The organism is Shewanella youngdeokensis (assembly GCF_033180165.1).
GTDB lineage: Bacteria > Pseudomonadota > Gammaproteobacteria > Enterobacterales > Shewanellaceae > Shewanella > Shewanella youngdeokensis.
Map to the genome: position 1 here is coordinate 3,651,001 of NZ_CP136522.1, position 18,325 is coordinate 3,669,325.

Consider the following 18,325-nt stretch of genomic DNA (forward strand, 5'->3'; position numbering starts at 1 on the left):
CAGCTAAATTAAGCTTTCCCAAAGGAATGCTTAGTCAAATAAATATTATTTTTTTGAGGAATACTTAGGCTGTAACGGGAGGCGCGCGGCTATTGAAGAAACTCACATGATGTGAGGTGAACTTTACAAGGACGTACTCTAGGCTTTCTATAAACTGGCGTTGTACCGCTATATTAAACTCAAAGCTAGGTAGCAGTTTATTAGCCTGGTGTTGGTGATAACACAGAGTACAATGGTTTTGAGCGCCATCATCCAAATGACTCAGATCATGAGCGGACGCTGCAAATGACAGGCACAGGAATATGGCAATAAGCCCTATTACCAGTTTCTGTTTTACGCTACTCAATTGAATCAAAGTGCTAACCTTGCCGATAAATAACGCATTAATCTTTATGCAGTTCAACGCCTAAGTCAATAGACTGAATTGATAATGTAGATAAATATTAGTTCATCTTAAATTGCAATTAATGCTCACTTAAGCTCGCACCGTTAACATTGTCGTACTAACATTGATTCATAATGATATGAAACAAGAGTTTATTTATAAATAAGGCGTAAACATCATGTTTGAACTTCTTCGCTCTAACTTAAAATTCATTATCATGGCGACATTATTTTTTGGCGTGGTACTGGGCGGGATTTATTACGTTGAGGCGTCACTAGAATCACAAGTGCGGGTTGTAGAATAACCCTACACTTATTTGCGCGCGTCATCACATCGCTGTTTTCAAAAATAATTGAGCAGCCTGATGGCAGTCAGCCTCACTTACTAGCGGTATTTCTGACGCTGTTCGCTGGTATCCTCTATTTCTGGCGTTTCGGTTACTTTGATGTGATCCATCATGTGGCATACCAGTAACAACATCACCGCAAATATGCTAACGGGTATGCAAAAATTACGCATACTGTCATCAAAATATCCCCACACCATCGCTATAAACCCAATATAAAAGCTGGCCATTTTCACGCGCGCCATCGCAGCACTTCGACCTAACCATGCTTGGCAAAGTGGACACTGGATCTCGGCGTTCAAGCCCTTACCTCGTTGGTTAACAATGCGGTCAATGGCGAAAGGTTTAGAACAATGTGCACATATCACTGGCGCTTCTCTCTATCAATAAAATACAACTAAATGGCTTATCTGCTGCAGACACAGACCTCTTTCAGCCTGCAATAAGCCGGCGATTCTAACAGAATTAATGACCTTTGCGGCTTTTATTCCGTACGACATCGACAAAATGTGAATAACAAATCGACACTTTTAGCAGCGAGTAATAACATGGTGCATCATAAGAACAAAGGGATATTGAAAATGTACAAGCTGTTTGCACAATTACTTTTTCTAAGTTGTTTAACACTCACTTCACTGGCATCAGCAAATGATATGCCACTGACTAGCGAATTCGATAAGATCCAAACTGCGATTGATCGTGACATGGCAGTGCTTGCTACTACCAAAGGTGAACTAAAGTCTTTCGTTGAATATCGTATTAGCCGTAATGCCTCACTCTTGCAAGACAAGCTAAAGCAGCAAATGGCTGAAACTAGCCCAAACTTCAGCCTGCTAATTCCCTATATCGTTAAGCAGCTAGACTTTATTCACCAAGCTGAAGACTACTTTGAATCACAGAAACAAGCTTTAATGGCACAAGTTGGCGCTGATAATGACCGAAATATCATGCTGCAACTGGTTCTAGTTCAACGCCAACAAGACCAGCTTTACATCGCTCAAAGTCAACTAATCACGTGGGCGACATTGGCGGGTGTGGACGTTGAAGAGCAAAAACAGCAATTTTTAAATGCGCTAACTAAGCGCGCTGACGACTTAGACAGCTTTGCGCACTATAACCAATCACGTTTAGCTCAAGCAGTTAGCGATGTGACCATTGCAGGCAAAGACGCAAGCAGCGAGCAAACCGCCATCGTGGTGGAGTTAAAAGAACGCCTCGAGCAAAGTGCTGTCAGCTTATCGACTGCCATTGAACTGCTTGATAAATATGGTCAAGACGCAACACTGTACAAGCAAACTCTGTTCAGTACTTCGGGCGATATCACTCAAGATGTACTCAATTTTGATGTTGCTAGCAGCTTATTAAGTGACTGGATGTCAGTAGCCAAAACACAAGCCCTTGAAAACGGCGCGAATGTGGTGTTTAAGCTCATTATGTTTTGTTTGATCCTGTTTTTATCAAGCTTGATAGGTAAAGTCGTCAAACGCCTGGTACAAACAACCGTCAGCAACAGCAAGCTCAAATTCAGCCTGCTGCTGCAAGACTTCTTTATTTCGTTATCGGGTAAAACCGTGTTCGCATTAGGCTTACTCATAGGCTTATCGCAACTGGGGTTTGAGCTTGCGCCATTACTTGCAGGCTTTGGTATTGCGGGGGTGATTATTGGTTTTGCATTACAAGACACCTTATCAAACTTTGCGTCGGGGATGATGATCCTCATTTATCGCCCTTTTGATGTGGGCGACCTGATCAATGCAGCTGGGGTAACAGGGCGCGTTAGCCATATGAGCCTAGTATCAACCACGATTAAAACCTTAGATAACCAGCGGCTGATTATTCCCAACAATAAAATTTGGGGTGATACCATTAATAACATTACAGTTGAGCAGCAACGCCGCGTGGATTTAACCTTTGGTATTGGCTACAGCGATAACATTGAACACGCCGAAAAAGTGTTAATCGACATTGTTAGCGCACACCCTAAAGTGCTCACCGACCCCGAACCCATTGTAAAACTACACACATTAGGCGAATCATCGGTCGATTTTGTGGTACGCCCATGGGTGAGACCTGCTGACTACTGGGACGTATACTGGGACATTACTCGCGAAGTGAAAATGCGATTTGATGCAGAAGGTATTAGTATTCCGTTCCCTCAACGCGATGTGCATATTTACCAAACCAGCGACTAATACTTAGCGATAAAACCATAAAAAAGCGCCAGCCGCATTAACGGCTGGCGCAAAAGTCGTATAACGACGCACACCAACGACAGCAAAAACAAAACTAAGTCATTGATACAAATGCCTCACCCTAATGAGTAAAGGCATTAATTATTATTGTTTATAAATTTACCCTAGAGATACACGCCCAACTTGGTCGGTAATCGTGGCGGTTTTTAAATCTACAAAGAAATGATCGGCAGGTAGATTATTATTGAACCTGTAATAGATCCGCGCGAAAGCTGCAAAACGTTTATGGATAATTGATAGATCCCAATCAGCAGCATAACTCTTTTGATTTTCTACAACAGCCGGTCCAATTTCAGCATCACCATAATCTTGAGCCCAATTTACATTACTAAGATTGCCATCTGCATCATTAAGTTCAAACAACTTAATCACCACATTAATAGGAACAATGAGTTCATACTCTAAATCATCTACCGCTAGCTCATCGCCGTTACGCAAATACAACGTTGCTAAACACAGCGAATGAAAACCAATATTCATCATGCGCTGACGATTCATTTTGTAGGTTTCAAGATGTGAGTTTACTAGGCTCAATGCGTTATCGAGATCACCAGCTTGTACCGATGACAGCGAATCGAAAGCCGCGATCACTTCTGAATCTGTCGCTTCGGCGGTCATGGCAGCGAGCAAGGTCGTATAATCATCACTGCTTAGCGTTGTTGTTTCTTTATCTAATGCCGACAATGCCATCACCCAATACAGCGGTGTTTTAGCGTCATATAAGTCCTTCATATCCGCAGCCCAGCCACCTTTTAACTTAATTTCGGTGAGCACTTTAAGGTGTCTGAACATAAAGTCACGGTAATCAGTGGCTTCTAGCATCTCTTCTAATAAGGGTTCGGCTTGGTTTACCGTTGCTCGGTAGTCGATCTCTTTTTGATAGTAAGGAAATAGGTGGTCAAAATCAGGCACATCTTTAACCGTATGAGTTGTTATCTCAAAGGTTTCAGTATCATGGCAGGTTACCAATTTATAAGACGGAGTGTACGCCGCCAAAGAAGGCGTTTGAATGTTTATCAAAGAGCCGTTTTCATTACTACGAATGGCGGTGTCATTGACATGAATATGTCCTGCAAACTGCAACTTCACGCCTGCGTTGATAAGTTGATGCGCAGTGTCATCACTTGGAACTCGTTTATTGTTATACGAACTGTCATCAAATAGAAAGTAGAAGTCGTTAGCGCTGTCATTGAGGTACTCAATCGCTGGGTAATGGCTAAATACAATTAGCACTTTACCTTGCTCTTCTGCACGCTGGGCAACATCTGCAAGCCACTCAAAGACTTTTGGTTTATGTGTTTTTCCGTCTTCCCAGCCTTTCGCATCATGATCCCATGCTTCACCAACACTATCTTTAGGTAGGTGAATATTCATATCAACAGAGCAAAGCCACAAACCATCCATTGGCTCGACAAGGTATGACGCATCAGGACACCAACCACTGTGTTCACCATTGCGCATAATCAAACCGCGCTCAGCAAACTCATCCGAACCCCATGGCGTTTCGTAATGTAAGTAGCTGCTCTTATTTTTAAATCCATGCTCACCAAGCAGGTCAAACATTTCAGCATAACCAGCGCCTTTCATACCTGCCGTTTGGTGTTGAGCAACAATTAAATCTGAAGCAGTAAAGCTTTTGTTGCTATCGCTGGTGACTTGGATTCCGTCCCCAAAAGGTGTGAGAAAAGTTTTGGTTTCATCTGATCCAAACGGCTCATTAGGATCGTGGTTACCGTTACACAAAAAGAACTCAAAATTGTACTTTTCTATATAAGGTTTAACGACACGATTAAATCCTTTCAGCGTATCGATCTGCCCTTCATCAGAGTAATCTCCCACCATGCAGATATATTTAATTCCTTGCTCGCCCAATTGCTCTAGCGTGGCAATAAATGCAAAGTAGTTTTCATTAAACATACGAGTGGAACGGACAGAATCATGCAAGGTGCGTATTGTGACTTCATCGTTATAGCTGGAAAAATCGAAGTCACCAAAAATGTCATGAAAGTGTACATCTGCAAGAATCGCAACTTTCATGTCAGCATAGCTCTTCACGGGGTCATCACTGTCCCCACTAGAACACGCAGTTATCACAGGAGACATCGCAGTAACCGAGGCCACTGTAGCTCCTTTTTGTAAGAATGAACGGCGGGACAATTTCTTATTTAAATTAGACATACTGCTCTCACATGTTGATATGATTTGGTGGCAAAATACCTCATATATATGACATTTAATCGCACGTTTCATTACAGAACGATGACGGACTATATTAGCCTTGACACAGCTCTCAATTGTGAGAGCAAGATTGTCGATAACGCCATCACTTGATTAATTTATATAGAGAAATCGAAAATACTAGCCCGCCTAATTTGCTATGAGTTATCTATATATGCCGCTAACGATAGTCAATACTTGGCCACATGTGCCCCTCGATAACCGTTTACTCTCGGAGTTACGCTCCGCGATAAATACTCCGACGTTAAGGCCATAAAAAAGCGCCAGCCGCGTTAGCGGGTAGCGCTTTTAATTGACATATTTAGCTCAGGGAGCAGATCTTCCCAAGTGCGAGGTTACAAGCTAATCTAGGCCGATAATTTCATCATTGGCGTCAATATCAATATTAATGTAGTTTGGGCGGACCCCAAGACCTGGCATAGTCAACACTTTACCCACTAGAGCTGTAACAAACCCCGCTCCCGCATTGAGGCGTAATTCGTTAATGGGCAGGTCAAAACCGCGTGGCACACCTTTAACGCTTGCATCGTGACTTATCGACATTGGCGTTTTAGCAATACACACCGGCATATGGCTATAACCATGCTTATCTAACCACGCCAATTGCTGCGTTGCCTTGTCTGACATGGTGACGCCAGCAGCACCATAACCAACCTCAGCAAGGGTCATTAACTTGGCCTCTAAGCTCTGCTCTGCTTGATACAAACACTTAAAATTCGACGCGGTTTGCGTAGCAGCATGTACCAGCTTGGCTAGCTCAGCGCCGCCTGCAGCGCCATCAGCAAAGGCAGTGCTAATGGCGCAGCCAAAGGCTCGTGTGCTGGCGATTTTAGCTTGTAACCAATCAAGCTCTTCAGCGGTATCGGTAGGGAAGCGGTTTATCGCCACCACAACGGGGGCGCCGTATTGATGCACATTATTAATGTGCCATTCTAAATTGGCAAAACCTGCTTGAAGTCGAGCTAAATCGGGTTCATCAATTGCAAGCTGTGACTCAACACCACTATTGGCTTTGAGCGCTTTTAACGTCACCACAACTACCGCTGCAGAAGGCGCATAGCCAGACTCTCTAACTTTAATATTACTGAATTTTTCAAAGCCCATATCAGAGCCAAAACCAGCTTCAGTAACAACCACGTCAGCCAATTTAGCCGCAATATTATCAGCAATAATCGAAGAGTTACCATGGGCTATATTGGCAAATGGCCCTGCATGTATTAAACACGGATCACCGGAAATAGTTTGCATTAACGTGGGTTCGATAGCCGCTTTCATAATGGCGGTCATCGCACCAGCAACGCCGATGTCTTCAGCCGTAATCGGGTTAGCATGAGTATCCAGCGCCAGCACTAATCGACCAATCCTCTGCCTGAGGTCATGAAGGTCTTGGCTTAAAGCTAGAATCGCCATCAACTCAGATGCCGCGGTAATGTCAAAGCCAGATGAGTGAACCGGCCCATTAACCGCACCAAAGCCGACTTCAATCTGCCTTAAGCTTCGCTCATTATGGTCAACCACTCTGCGCCACAAAATATTTTCGGGGTCGATATTAACGGCACTTAACCCTGACGCTTCAGTAAAAGCCTCTGCGCCTAATTTTGTTTCATGGAATAGACGGGCATCAATAGCCGCTGCAGCAAGGTTATGAGCACTGCTCACCGCATGTATATCGCCAGTTAAATGTAAGTTTAACTCTTCCATTGGCACCACTTGTGCGTAGCCACCGCCGGCTGCACCGCCTTTAATACCAAATACGGGTCCCATACTGGGTTGGCGAATACAGCCGCACGTTTTAACCCCAATCGCATTCATTGCTTGAGTTAAACCTATGGTTGTGACCGTTTTGCCTTCTCCAAAAGGAGTCGGAGTAACAGCGGTAACAATCACTAATTTGGCATTGGGCTTATCGGCTAAACGCTTTGCGACTGACAATGACACTTTGGCTTTGTTTTGCCCAAACAGAGATAACTCTGTCTCGTTGATCCCGAGCTTAGTGGCGATGTCTGCAATTGGCTTACAGGCATGGTCACGAGAAATTTGAATATCTGACAGCATTATGTGTATCCACTGTTTTATTTTTATGTAGGGTAAAAGAGCGAGTGCAATATAGAGGATCTAATGCGGCGGTAAAATAGCCAACCAAGGCTATTTTAGCCTTTTGCAATCTACATCAAAAAAGTAAAATAAATGCACTGATGCAAACTGACTTTTTACACCAATTACAACTTAACAGCGCAAAGGTTATCGAGGTGAAGCTTTACGGTAAATAGGCAGTTCAGCAAGCCAAACTGTTATTGCCATACGGCAAAAAGACGCTATAAAAGCGCCTTTTTCAACAATAAGCTTGGCTTACAAAAAAGTCACGTCGCCGGTTAAATGGGGGCGACGACCTTTTTTATCGCGTAATTCAAATATGAGTTTGTCTTGCTGCATTTCGGCGGCAAAAGTCACATCGGCAGGCATGAATAACGGCAATTTAAAGGCAACGTCTATTTTGCAGGGCTTGTTGGCGATTTGAGGCATAATCTGAGCAATACAGCGACCTTTAGACCACATGCCGTGCGCCAAAATTCGGTCAAAACCAAAACGCTTAGACAATAATGGGTGCAGATGAATAAGGTTGTAATCGCCCGATGCCTTAGCATAGCGACGGCCTAAATCTTCACTAAGGCTCCATGCTTGAGGCGTATCCCAATTAATATCCCCTCCCTTAGGCGGTCTAATTCGCTTAGTTTTACCTTCTATTCGGTAAAGGTAAGTCGACAGAGACTCCCACACTAGTTCACCGTTAACAAACGCTTTTGATAGCAAAGCAAACTCTAGTCCTGAGTCGGTTTGCTCGCTGCTAACCAATGAGCATTCAAAATCATATTGCTCAAGTATGGTCGTTGGGCGGTGCACTGTAATACTGTTTTTTAAATGGATCATCCCTAACAACGGAAAGGTAATACCGTCATGAGTAAAAATCACTGTATGCAGTCGAAAGGCCATCACATATAAAGAGGTGGGTGGCAATGTATGCCCATCAAACTCAAAACCACACACATTGGCATATTGCTCAATTTTGTCTTTGGCCAATGCGACATTATTAATGCTGACATGGATCTTCGGTAACGGCTGCTCATCCCAGCCGGGCTTACGCCCAAAAAAGATCTTTCTGTAAAGCGAGAACAACGACGGCATAGCCTTTAAATTAATACAATAGTCTTTACTCAAACTCATCAAACCTTACATTAAAACAGTGACAAAAAATAAACGAGCGGCGGATTATACCTTAAATAGATAAAAGACGATAACGCCATATAATATCGCTTTACTTACAATTAACTACCCAGCAATTTTGCAGTTCAACTTCCTGCGAAGACAAATATGACTGCACACTTTGACTTCCCACTAAATGCCCAGCACCAACCACAACAAACAATGACTGCTCCGTGCTTGCAGTACTTAATAATTCAATCATTTTTGCTGCCATATCACGATTGCGATCCCACAACATTTTTTTGACCATTTCAGTATTGTCTTGCTGTAGCATTTCACCTTCGATCAAAAGAGCAAGCTCGACATTGTCCCCTCGGCGCCAGGCTGAAATAAGGCTCAACATGTCGTCATCCGGTGCTTCAATCGCTTCTCGCACCATCTCCCACTGTGTTTTGGGGCTAAATGAAGATAACAACTCAAACTGAAACTCTGTGCTTTCTAACTCATAAACAGCTCGATGTTCTGCTCGGCTAACCAGAACCGAATCAATGCCATATTCAGCGCTATACCCCAGCGCACTGTAGCGCCCAACACTTAGCTGCATTGATTGCAGCCACGGAGCATAATGGCTCAAGGCTTCACAAAGGCGCGCCTTATCTTGGCAGTAGTTAGCTAAAACAACTTGGGTGGTTTCGTCTATCGGTAACGGCTTGGCACCGTATTGTTGCAGTAAAGCTTGCACATCAACGCCGCGAACATCGGCTTCAACCACCAATGCTTGGGACCGTTCAAATGCCAGCTCTATTTGCTCAGGTAGCGGATAAAAATCGGGTTTACCAATATGGATAGAGCCCAACAGATAAGCGGTTTTCCCATGGTATGTGACTTTATAAAACGGCGGTTTATCTGTTGGTGCGGCATTGACTGTTGCAGGAAAAACCACATTCAAAAAACCAACAACCAACAATAAACTTTTCAGGATACTTGTTGCCGACATACTTGCCCCTTATAATTCAGCAAATTTCAAAATGAGAGGCTGTTATGCCACACACACAGGTTATCGAGCAACTAAAAGCCAGTTTGCAAACCGCCTACCGCCAAGCTATTGATGCTGATGCAAGACTGGATCAATTAAAAAAAGCCGGTCATGTAAAGTTTACAACTATTTTCACCGCCGAAGAGGGTTTTTCAACATCAAGTAACCGCTTTGGGCCTTATGTAAAAGAGCTCGCTTTAGAAATGGATGCCTTAAGCCACAATACAGAAACCTTAGCGGCAGCACTAGAGAGCTATGTTCCTAAACTCGCTTTACTACTGCAAACCATGCAGGCGTTTAAATCTAACAGTAAATAGCAGCGTTCACTGGCGTTAACACACGGCTAACTAGCACTGATAAAAGTAGCAAAAAAATAGGCTAAACCAGCAATGGTCTAGCCTATTTTTATTGGATTACTTTTACACTGTAAAACAGTGACGCGATTTACGATATCAAAAACCGATGCTTTAACTTATAGCTGAGGTTCTATGGTCTTTTTTAACCATGACTTTAGCATTTCTACCTCATAGCGGTTTGGTCGGTTGCTATGGCTGTGTGTTGAGTGCATAAAGTTAAAGTCGAGCAATTTTTCATCGCCTACAATGACAGTCTTATTGTCTTCAATGACTTTGTAGCTAAAGGTCATACGCGGTGGGTAAAGATCTTTTATCACACGCAAATCATGGGTCGTAGCGCCAAATGAGGGTCTAACGTCACCGGCTAAATCTAAATCAGTCACTACCATTTCAAGTTTTTGGTTTGGCTTTAAAAGCTTAGCTGCTTCTTTGTTTAAACCTTTAGTGATATTTTCAAATGTGCGCTTCTCAAAGCGAGACTGAATATCGCTACCCGCCTCAACGTCCTTGAAGTTCTTTGGCTCTTGCCATTCAATTTTTACAATGCCGTCTTCAGTCACGGGATTTTCAACTACTTCATCAGCAGCCCATGTAGCAGCGGATAACAATGAACCTGCTAGAACAAATCCTGTAACGAGTATGTGCTTTAAATTCATATTAGCCTCCAAGGTCGAACAAAAAAGTAGATATTATATTTAGCATCATAAGCGATTTAAGCTGAATACCTGCTTAACACAATCAACGGATATCACCGTGTAATACATTAGTAGACCACAGTATAGGGCGTTTTGTTGCATATCAAGCCGCCAAAATCGGTTGCTTACAAGTAAACCAACGCCTAAGCTAGCATTTTTTATGGCCAAAATTATGCTATTGCCATAATGTCGCTCATGTTACGACTGGAATTATTAATGCAAAAAATCACCCCAATCGTGTTTGTTATTTTATTATTTTGCGCTTTAAGCTGGGCAATTGTCAGCATCAATCAAACGGAAAAAAGCCTTGTTGATGATAACTGGTCATCTTTCATTTATAAAAATGGCTATAACTCTGGCGGATATGACAAACAAGATAACTTTGATAATTACCAAAGCTGTAAAGAGTTTTCACAGCAGCAATCACAAAAGCTGAATAACGCCACCTGGGAGTGCGGCCTTAATTGCCGTTTTGACGCGAAACGCCAAGGGTTTCACTGTGACAAAATGACAAACGACTAACGAGCCAACATGGGGTTAGCTCATTAGTCATTGCACTTGATTGACGCATAGCTCGAGTTAGAACGGAAACGCAGCGCTTAGCAAAGGGTATGTCGCTTTTAGCTGCTTTTTCTTATGTGAGAACTTTTTACCTGCTGGTGTGGCTTGACCCGATGGCACATACGGCAGTTCATCATCAGCACGTTCTTCATACAGCTGGCCTGCGATTAGGTCGTATTCATCAACAAATGGGTAGGCGTAACCATCTTTTTCAGGCCACTCAGTCAAGCGCCCTAATTCGTCTGGTGATTCAACAACAAGGTCGTACCACTCCTTACCCAATGAAATCAAAAAGCAGCGAAACTCAGCAAAGGCATACTCTGAATCACACCCTGTAATAATGTATGCGGCTCCCCATACGTTCCAAGAATATGAACGGCGCATTTGTTGACCAAAAATTTTGTCGAAAGCACGTAGCTCATCATTACTCAATTCGTTCAAATTTCGCTTCAATGCTGCCGAAATATCGGTTTGATCCTGCTGCGGAGTCGTACGACTCACTAATGCCCAAAACTGCGACTCTGTCATATTGCTCTCTATAAAACATTTATATGGCGCTATTCTAGCGTAATACCGCATAAAAAAGTCAAACAGGACGATTAAAACTGTCTCGATACGAGGTTAATGGCAGCTTAAGAATTGCCAGCAAGAGGAACAGTGACGCCCCGCAAGTTAGCTACACCAAACCGGCCTACACCTATTGTGCTGAACTTCGAACCTAAACGCGGCGCAACAATATATATTGCTTATTAAGTAGACTCAGTAAGTCGATTTTTTTACAATGACGCCACAATTGTTAAATACCACTCTCCTTGTTTGGCAATTTAATCTTATTTTTAATCAATGCATTAATAGGTCGTCATGAAAACACCTCCCCCTACCCTGGCAGTATTAATCGCGTTGTATCTTCTGTTTGCCTTCGCAGCATTATGGCGCACAGCTAGCGCCCTAGAGTTTGACTTATTAACGCTAGGCGTTTTTCCGGTGCTATATGGGCTAATCAAGCGCTGTAGTTGGGCCGGCGTTGTCCTTAAAATTTATTTAGCGATCCAAACTGTCGCCTTGATGGCACTGGCAACGGCTGCCGTTATTGCTTACCAAATAACCCCTGAAGATGTAAAAGTTGTTTTTCAAGGCCGCAATATTCCAATCAGCGCCATTACCTTCACGGCAATAGTGGTCATGCTATTTCAATACTGGGTCGCCTTTAGCCAACAAACTAAAAACTACTTACAGCAAAACTAGCCTTAATACGCCATGCCGCGGGCATTCAATATGCGAGCTAGCCATCAAAATAATAAATTGGTACCGATTCTTATGAGCGACTTACACCCTAGTGAACTTTCTATCTTACTGATTGAGCCTTCAGATACTCAACGCAAAATAATCGCCAGTAGATTAAAGCGTGAGGGCATAAAGCAGATCCAATCCGCAACGAGCATCAAAGAAGCCCTCGATATCATTAAACGCCACCAACCCGATTTAATTGCCAGCGCAATGCACTTTGCTGACGGTACCGCTTTAGACCTGCTTCACCAACTTAAGTCATCAGCACAATTTAACGATATTCAATTTATGCTCGTCTCGAGTGAATGCCGCCGAGAACATCTTGAAAGCTACCGCCAATCAGGTGTGGTTGCCATACTGCCCAAACCTTTTACCTCTGCCCACTTAGGCAAGGCAATCAACGCAACCATCGACCTATTAAGCCACGATGAGCTAGATTTGACCCACTTTGATGTACAAGATCTGCGGGTGCTGGTTGTCGATGACAGTAAGCTGGCCAGAAAAGTTATCAAACGCACTATAAGTCATCTCGGCTTACGCTTAATCACTGAAGCTGCAGATGGCCAACAAGCAATAGAGTTGCTGCAACAGCAGATGTTTGACCTTGTGATTACCGATTACAATATGCCCAGCGTAGATGGATTGGCACTGACCCAATACATTCGTAACAATAGCGACCAGTCGCACATTCCAATCCTTATGGTGTCATCAGAAGCGAATGACGCACACCTCAGCAACGTTTCACAAGCGGGGGTCAACGCGTTATGTGATAAGCCTTTTGAGCCGCAAGTAGTTAAAAAAATTCTGTTTCAATTGTTCGAAGAGTAGAAAATTTGAGAAATCGTTCCTGTTTTTGACTTTAAAAGCCATTTCATGGGCTTAAAGCGCTTTTCAAATGCAAAAGCTTATGGCATGTTACACAACGCTACTATTAATAAATCTACGGATAGAAGAGACGATTCAAATGAATAAGACTGAACTTGTTGCAAAAATGGCTGAATCTGCGGAACTCACTAAAGCTGAAGCCGCACGTGCATTAAAATCTTTTGAAGAAACTGTTGCAGAAGCGATGAAAAATGGAGAGAAAATCTCTATTGTAGGTTTTGGCTCTTTTGAAACTTCAGAGCGCGCTGCTCGCACAGGACGTAACCCACAGACAGGTAAAGAAATTCAAATTCCTGCGGCTACAGTACCTAAGTTTAAAGCAGGAAAAACGCTTAAAGATAGCGTTAATCAATAACAATTTACTGCGATTTAAATTAAACCTCCGCATTCGGGGGTTTTTTTATGCCTCAATTACTTTGTATTTGCGCCTCAACCTCAAAATGCCTTGCCAATAATTGAGTCAGCTTTCAGTTTAAAAGCCAAGCCATAAAACAGCATGATACAAGACTCTCCTGCCGACTCTATTTTCACTGTATTCAATTTCCAATTCCGTCACACTCATTTGCAGTGACACAATCTTGCAGGGTTAAGTTAAATGAGGTTTACCAGTTTCTACCAACGAACACTTCGTAGTAATCATCCCCATATTACAGTTGCACTAATTTAGTGCCTTCTGCCCTAGTTTGAAACAATTCTACTGTGCATATCTATTGAGCAATAAATAAGCAACTGTTTTATAACAAAATTATTTTTGGCTCAGAGTTTGCTTTAGTTATTGCGACTATTACAAAAAAATTTAAGGGAAACGCAATGAATAAGCTACTGATAAATACTGCCGCACTGACTGCCACCGCGCTAATCAGCCTATCAGCAAATGCTGCCGTTGAGGCCAACATAGGCGCAACCTCAAATTACTTATGGCGTGGTGTTACTCAAACAAACGACGCAGCCGCAGTTCAAGGCGGAATTGATTACAGCCATGACGCTGGCTTCTATGCTGGTACTTGGGCATCAAATGTCGACTTTGGTAATGAAACCAGTTATGAAATTGACTTTTACGCCGGCTACGGTGGCAGTATAGGTGACGATTTTGGATACGATATCAACTACCTATATTACGCATACCCAGATGCCGCTGATGATGTTGATTTTGGTGAAATCACCGCAGCACTTAGCTGGAAGTGGTTTGACGTAAGTTACTCACACGTGGTTAATGCCGGTGATGACGTAACAGGCGACGCTACTTTAGATGAAAAGGACATGGGTTATCTGCAAGCCTCTGTCACCTACCCAATTTCAGACTCACTGTCAGTAGCTGCACACTACGGAGTCTCATCAGGTGACGTTGTTACCGCATGGTACGGTACGGACGACTATGCAGATTATTCTGTGTCACTGAGTAAAGACACCGACTTTGGTACTGTATCATTTACGGTTAGCGACACCGACCTTGAAGACGATGATGCTAAAGTATTAGTCGGTTACAGCTACAGCTTTGGTTTGTAAACTCGTTAAGCAACAATGATGACTGACAGCCTTTTCAATATTGCTATAGAAAGGCTGTCTTTAACCTGCATTCAATTAATCCGCTTTAACTTTAAGCAATGCCCGCTTCCATAGCAGCCGCGATGCTACCCGCTTTTAACACACCTCTTATCCAATGCTTAAAATTATCAATATTTGCTGTAAATTCACCCAGTTTAAACGTCGATTTAAACTGAATATTAGCGCCTTATAGATTTCGAATTTAAAGAGTGCCACTTTGTTAGCTTGATCGCATATTTTTACTAAATTGCCTGATAAATTCAGCCTTGTTCACACGCAGGAATGGGGCTTCATGGCAACAGACCTAGCACTAAACAACAAATATTAACCATAATTATCAATAACATCCATATTTAACGACAAACATTAGCATCTGGAGTTATTGATATTAATTTAAGAAGGATTCGTGATGGCTCAGATACTGGACTTTGTGCCCAACGATAAAGAAATTGACGCATTAGCAGCGCCAAAAAATAAAAAAGCGGCAGATGATTTAGCGCATAAAAGAGCGGTAAAAAAACGCCTCGAGGCGCATTTAGAAAAAAACCAACTGACCCGAGATATTGGCGACGATAACCTCTGGGCTTAAGCGCATAAAAAAGCTCCTGAAACCATTCCAGGAGCTTAAGATATTAGCAAACCTATAAGCTATTTACTTCTCAGCGGCTTCTGTTTCGCGTTGCTTTAAGAAATATTCTTTTGTCAAAGCAAACACCACCGGACTTAATAACGCGAGCGCAATTAAGTTAGGGATCGCCATCATGGCATTTAATGTATCTGCCAACAGCCAAATAAACTCTAATGAACTTACCGCCCCTAATGGCACGACTATTGTCCATATCACTCTAAAAGGTTTAATCGCTTTTATGCCAAATAAAAACTGTACGCATTTTTCGCAGTAAAAACTCCACCCTAAGATGGTTGTAAACGCAAAGACAGTTAATGCAATAGCAACGACGTAATTACCCAATGGAAATGCATGTGAGAAAGCAAAAGAGGTCAGTGCAGCGCCGTTTTCACCCGAGGTCCAAGCCCCTGAAACAATAATCGCCAAGCCAGTTATGGTACATACAATTAAAGTGTCAATGAACGTTCCGAGCATAGCAACTAAGCCTTGTGCAACCGGGTTATTCGTCTGCGCTGCGGCGTGCGCAATAGGTGCACTACCGAGACCAGCCTCGTTAGAGAACACGCCTCGCGCCACACCAAAGCGTATTGCCGCCCAAACTGCAGCGCCAGCAAAACCACCTTGCGCAGCAACAGGGCTAAATGCACTGTGAATAATCAGCTCGAAAGCCGCCGGAATATCAGCAGCATAAACCACCAACACCGCAATACCCGCGGCAATGTAAAATACCGTCATAATAGGTACGAGTTTACCGGCTACATCAGCAATCCGCTTAATTCCGCCCATCAACACCGCGCCAACTAACACCATTAGCACGACTCCAGTAACCCAAGTTGGCACGCCAAAATTACTACTGAGCGCATCGGCAACCGAGTTGGCTTGCACCGTATTACCAATACCAAAACCGGCTAATGCACCAAATAAAGCAAAAGCGGTACCAAGCCAAGCCCACTTTGAGCCTAGGCCATTTTTGATGTAGTACATTGGCCCACCGACGTGATTGCCATGCTCATCGACTTCGCGATACCTTACAGCCAGAACCGCTTCGGCAAATTTAGTGGCCATACCGACTAATGCGGTGCACCACATCCAAAACAGTGCACCAGGCCCGCCTATAAAAATTGCGGTAGCAACACCAGCGATGTTACCAGTACCAATGGTGGCTGACAGCGATGTCATTAGCGCGTTAAACGGGCTGATTTGCCCTTTAATATTTTTATCTTTATCCGGTATACGACCAGACCATAACAACCTAAAGCCAGTGCCAAGTTTTAAAATTGGCATCAACCGTAAACCAAAGGTTAGAAATAACCCAACCCCCAAGATCATGATAAGCATGGGAGTGCCCCATACTACACCGTTGATCATGCCAACAAATTCAGTAATAGCTTCCATTAAAACCTCGTAGATACAGATTATTTATCGTTATTTTTATTTTTTGCTGCGCTTAGTTTCTCTGAACCAAGTCGCGCTATAGTCAAACCGGACTAGCTGCGTTTGTTTAAAACAATGCGTAGCTTCGCAAACAGCATATAACAGAACATTAACTTTTGAAAAGCTGCAATATTGAAAGGCGTGACTACAGAAACAAGAATGGCGCCCAGTGGCGCCATTAAACTTGAAAACCGATATTTAAACGCGGTGAGTCTTGGGTAACTTAAATGAAATGATAAAGGTGAATAGTAAAAATAGTGCCGACACCAACAAACATGCCGCTAAACCGGCAGCCTGATAAATCCAACCAGACAACAACGTTCCGACAAGCCGTCCCATCGCGTTTGCCATATAGTAAAAACCAATATCGAGCGACACCCCGTCTTCATCGGCATAACTGACGATCAAATAGCTGTGTAAAGAGGAGTTGATAGCAAACGCAGCCCCAAATATCATTAACCCACCGATTAACGCCAGCTGCGGCTCAAGCCACTCGGTTATCATCACTAAGGCTAGTAACGAAGTCACCAATGTTAGTACTCCCGCCCAAAGCATGGCTGTTTTACCATCTGGAGTTCGACTGCCGCGTCCGGCAGTGATCGCGGGCGCTACAGACTGAACAACACCATAGCCTATTACCCACAGCGCTAAAAATGCCCCCACACTGCTGTGCTCCCAACCCAATTGGCTGGCCAAAAACACCGGCAGCGCGATAACAAACCAAACATCGCGTGCAGCAAATAAAAATAACCGAGCAGCAGAGAGAATATTGACACTGTTACTGTTTGAAAATATCTCGGTAAATTTAGGCTTAGACTTGGCTTTTCCTAAATCGGCTTTCAAATTAACCAAGCTCGCTAACCAAACTACCGTTAACGCCGCCACCATCACAGCAATAGCGCCACTAAAGCCAAAGCTTGCGAGTAATAGTCCCCCTAAAAAGAAGCCAGCCCCTTTAAGGGCATTTTTAGAGCCGGTAAGCATTGCAACCCAGCGATACAGCTTATCTTCAGCATCTTTAGGTACTAGTGTTTTAATCGCACTTTTGGCGCTCATTTTATTAAGATCTTTAGCGATCCCTGACAACGCCTGCGCTGCCATCACCCAAGGTACCGTAAGCATTGCAGCTGGCAACAATAGCATCGACAACGCCAAAATTTGCAGCCCGAGCCCAATGTTCATAGTCCGATTAAGCCCTAAACGCGCACCAAGCCAGCCACCAACCAAGTTGGTGACAACTCCAAATATTTCATAAAACACAAATAACATCGCAATCGCGATAGGCGAGTAACCTAAATCATAAAAGTGCAGCACCACTAACATGCGTAGCGCACCATCGGTTACGGTAAATGCCCAGTAATTCCAAGTTACTAATAGATATTGCCGAATACTTTCAGGCAATGAACGATATTTAGCTAACACTGCACTCTCATTAAATTATCAGAATAAAAAAAACGCCTAACAATAACTCTAAAC

General features: G+C 43.2%; 19 protein-coding genes. 9 read left to right on the forward strand and 10 right to left on the reverse strand.

Going from position 1 to position 18,325, the window contains the following annotated elements:
* Window positions 1-64 precede the first annotated feature (64 nt).
* A complete protein-coding gene (locus RGE70_RS15770) occupies window positions 65-346 on the reverse strand; it encodes an ABC-type zinc uptake system zinc chaperone (RefSeq protein ID WP_375087955.1) in 282 nt (93 codons plus the stop codon).
* Window positions 347-563: 217 nt separating this feature from the next.
* On the opposite strand from RGE70_RS15770, the gene RGE70_RS15775 reads away from it, so the two are divergent.
* Window positions 564-689: a hypothetical protein gene (locus RGE70_RS15775; protein WP_310472391.1), complete on the forward strand. Its 126-nt coding sequence runs from the start codon at window positions 564-566 to the stop codon at window positions 687-689.
* Between the two features lie 80 nt (window positions 690-769).
* Here the strand turns inward: RGE70_RS15775 and RGE70_RS15780 are convergent, their stop codons facing one another.
* Window positions 770-1,099 (reverse strand): hypothetical protein, encoded by a 330-nt coding sequence (locus RGE70_RS15780; protein WP_310472392.1) that lies wholly within the window; start codon window positions 1,097-1,099, stop codon window positions 770-772.
* Between the two features lie 213 nt (window positions 1,100-1,312).
* Here RGE70_RS15780 and RGE70_RS15785 point away from each other — a divergent pair, with 213 nt between their 5' ends.
* Window positions 1,313-2,923 carry a mechanosensitive ion channel family protein gene (locus tag RGE70_RS15785; protein ID WP_310472393.1) on the forward strand — a complete coding sequence of 537 codons (1,611 nt, stop codon included), beginning with the start codon at window positions 1,313-1,315 and terminating at the stop codon, window positions 2,921-2,923.
* 159 nt (window positions 2,924-3,082) lie between these two features.
* Here the strand turns inward: RGE70_RS15785 and RGE70_RS15790 are convergent, their stop codons facing one another.
* The 4 genes from RGE70_RS15790 to RGE70_RS15805 form a co-directional block, all read right to left on the reverse strand.
* Entirely contained in the window at window positions 3,083-5,161 is a 2,079-nt protein-coding gene (locus RGE70_RS15790) for a metallophosphoesterase (RefSeq protein WP_375087867.1), read from the reverse strand.
* Window positions 5,162-5,563: 402 nt separating this feature from the next.
* Entirely contained in the window at window positions 5,564-7,276 is a 1,713-nt protein-coding gene (locus tag RGE70_RS15795) for a formate--tetrahydrofolate ligase (protein ID WP_310472395.1), read from the reverse strand.
* Between the two features lie 294 nt (window positions 7,277-7,570).
* Window positions 7,571-8,404, reverse strand: coding sequence for a MaoC family dehydratase (locus tag RGE70_RS15800; protein WP_310473002.1), 834 nt, complete (start codon window positions 8,402-8,404; stop codon window positions 7,571-7,573).
* Between the two features lie 130 nt (window positions 8,405-8,534).
* Window positions 8,535-9,419 carry a TraB/GumN family protein gene (locus RGE70_RS15805; protein ID WP_310472396.1) on the reverse strand — a complete coding sequence of 295 codons (885 nt, stop codon included), beginning with the start codon at window positions 9,417-9,419 and terminating at the stop codon, window positions 8,535-8,537.
* Between the two features lie 44 nt (window positions 9,420-9,463).
* On the opposite strand from RGE70_RS15805, the gene RGE70_RS15810 reads away from it, so the two are divergent.
* Window positions 9,464-9,775: a prephenate dehydrogenase gene (locus RGE70_RS15810; protein ID WP_310472397.1), complete on the forward strand. Its 312-nt coding sequence runs from the start codon at window positions 9,464-9,466 to the stop codon at window positions 9,773-9,775.
* A gap of 155 nt (window positions 9,776-9,930) precedes the next feature.
* On the opposite strand, the gene RGE70_RS15815 is transcribed toward RGE70_RS15810, so the two are convergent.
* Entirely contained in the window at window positions 9,931-10,470 is a 540-nt protein-coding gene (locus RGE70_RS15815) for a DUF3016 domain-containing protein (RefSeq protein WP_310472398.1), read from the reverse strand.
* Between the two features lie 255 nt (window positions 10,471-10,725).
* Between RGE70_RS15815 and RGE70_RS15820 the strand changes: the two genes are divergently transcribed.
* Entirely contained in the window at window positions 10,726-11,031 is a 306-nt protein-coding gene (locus RGE70_RS15820) for a hypothetical protein (RefSeq protein ID WP_310472399.1), read from the forward strand.
* A gap of 57 nt (window positions 11,032-11,088) precedes the next feature.
* Here the strand turns inward: RGE70_RS15820 and RGE70_RS15825 are convergent, their stop codons facing one another.
* A complete protein-coding gene (locus tag RGE70_RS15825; protein WP_310472400.1) occupies window positions 11,089-11,598 on the reverse strand; it encodes a DUF4240 domain-containing protein in 510 nt (169 codons plus the stop codon).
* A gap of 333 nt (window positions 11,599-11,931) precedes the next feature.
* Here RGE70_RS15825 and RGE70_RS15830 point away from each other — a divergent pair, with 333 nt between their 5' ends.
* From RGE70_RS15830 to RGE70_RS15850, 5 genes are all read left to right on the forward strand, one after another.
* Complete coding sequence (locus RGE70_RS15830) at window positions 11,932-12,315, forward strand: hypothetical protein (protein ID WP_310472401.1); 384 nt, start codon at window positions 11,932-11,934, stop codon at window positions 12,313-12,315.
* 72 nt (window positions 12,316-12,387) lie between these two features.
* Window positions 12,388-13,185 carry a response regulator gene (locus RGE70_RS15835; RefSeq protein WP_310472402.1) on the forward strand — a complete coding sequence of 266 codons (798 nt, stop codon included), beginning with the start codon at window positions 12,388-12,390 and terminating at the stop codon, window positions 13,183-13,185.
* Window positions 13,186-13,264: 79 nt separating this feature from the next.
* A complete protein-coding gene (gene hbs, locus RGE70_RS15840) occupies window positions 13,265-13,597 on the forward strand; it encodes a non-specific DNA-binding protein Hbs (protein ID WP_310473003.1) in 333 nt (110 codons plus the stop codon).
* Between the two features lie 455 nt (window positions 13,598-14,052).
* Window positions 14,053-14,748, forward strand: coding sequence for a TorF family putative porin (locus RGE70_RS15845; protein ID WP_310472403.1), 696 nt, complete (start codon window positions 14,053-14,055; stop codon window positions 14,746-14,748).
* A 448-nt stretch (window positions 14,749-15,196) separates the two neighbouring features.
* A complete protein-coding gene (locus RGE70_RS15850) occupies window positions 15,197-15,376 on the forward strand; it encodes a hypothetical protein (RefSeq protein ID WP_310472404.1) in 180 nt (59 codons plus the stop codon).
* A gap of 63 nt (window positions 15,377-15,439) precedes the next feature.
* Here RGE70_RS15850 and RGE70_RS15855 read toward each other — a convergent pair whose 3' ends face one another.
* The gene (locus RGE70_RS15855) at window positions 15,440-16,810 is read right to left on the reverse strand and encodes an alanine/glycine:cation symporter family protein (RefSeq protein ID WP_310472405.1); all 1,371 of its coding nucleotides are present in this window, start codon (window positions 16,808-16,810) and stop codon (window positions 15,440-15,442) included.
* A 237-nt stretch (window positions 16,811-17,047) separates the two neighbouring features.
* Complete coding sequence (gene arsJ / locus RGE70_RS15860; RefSeq protein ID WP_310472406.1) at window positions 17,048-18,271, reverse strand: organoarsenical effux MFS transporter ArsJ; 1,224 nt, start codon at window positions 18,269-18,271, stop codon at window positions 17,048-17,050.
* Window positions 18,272-18,325: the final 54 nt, after the last annotated feature.

Bases quoted from the DNA above. Each gene is read 5' to 3' on its own strand.
- RGE70_RS15805 (WP_310472396.1), bottom strand. From the start codon at position 9,419: ATGTCGGCAACAAGTATCCTGAAAAGTTTATTGTTGGTTGTTGGTTTT.
- RGE70_RS15790 (WP_375087867.1), bottom strand. From the start codon at position 5,161: ATGTCTAATTTAAATAAGAAATTGTCCCGCCGTTCATTCTTACAAAAA.
- RGE70_RS15775 (WP_310472391.1), top strand. From the start codon at position 564: ATGTTTGAACTTCTTCGCTCTAACTTAAAATTCATTATCATGGCGACA.
- RGE70_RS15835 (WP_310472402.1), top strand. From the start codon at position 12,388: ATGAGCGACTTACACCCTAGTGAACTTTCTATCTTACTGATTGAGCCT.
- RGE70_RS15825 (WP_310472400.1), bottom strand. From the start codon at position 11,598: ATGACAGAGTCGCAGTTTTGGGCATTAGTGAGTCGTACGACTCCGCAG.
- RGE70_RS15795 (WP_310472395.1), bottom strand. From the start codon at position 7,276: ATGCTGTCAGATATTCAAATTTCTCGTGACCATGCCTGTAAGCCAATT.
- RGE70_RS15785 (WP_310472393.1), top strand. From the start codon at position 1,313: ATGTACAAGCTGTTTGCACAATTACTTTTTCTAAGTTGTTTAACACTC.
- RGE70_RS15815 (WP_310472398.1), bottom strand. From the start codon at position 10,470: ATGAATTTAAAGCACATACTCGTTACAGGATTTGTTCTAGCAGGTTCA.
- RGE70_RS15820 (WP_310472399.1), top strand. From the start codon at position 10,726: ATGCAAAAAATCACCCCAATCGTGTTTGTTATTTTATTATTTTGCGCT.
- RGE70_RS15845 (WP_310472403.1), top strand. From the start codon at position 14,053: ATGAATAAGCTACTGATAAATACTGCCGCACTGACTGCCACCGCGCTA.
- RGE70_RS15850 (WP_310472404.1), top strand. From the start codon at position 15,197: ATGGCTCAGATACTGGACTTTGTGCCCAACGATAAAGAAATTGACGCA.
- RGE70_RS15830 (WP_310472401.1), top strand. From the start codon at position 11,932: ATGAAAACACCTCCCCCTACCCTGGCAGTATTAATCGCGTTGTATCTT.
- RGE70_RS15800 (WP_310473002.1), bottom strand. From the start codon at position 8,404: ATGCCGTCGTTGTTCTCGCTTTACAGAAAGATCTTTTTTGGGCGTAAG.
- RGE70_RS15810 (WP_310472397.1), top strand. From the start codon at position 9,464: ATGCCACACACACAGGTTATCGAGCAACTAAAAGCCAGTTTGCAAACC.
- hbs (WP_310473003.1), top strand. From the start codon at position 13,265: ATGGCATGTTACACAACGCTACTATTAATAAATCTACGGATAGAAGAG.
- RGE70_RS15855 (WP_310472405.1), bottom strand. From the start codon at position 16,810: ATGGAAGCTATTACTGAATTTGTTGGCATGATCAACGGTGTAGTATGG.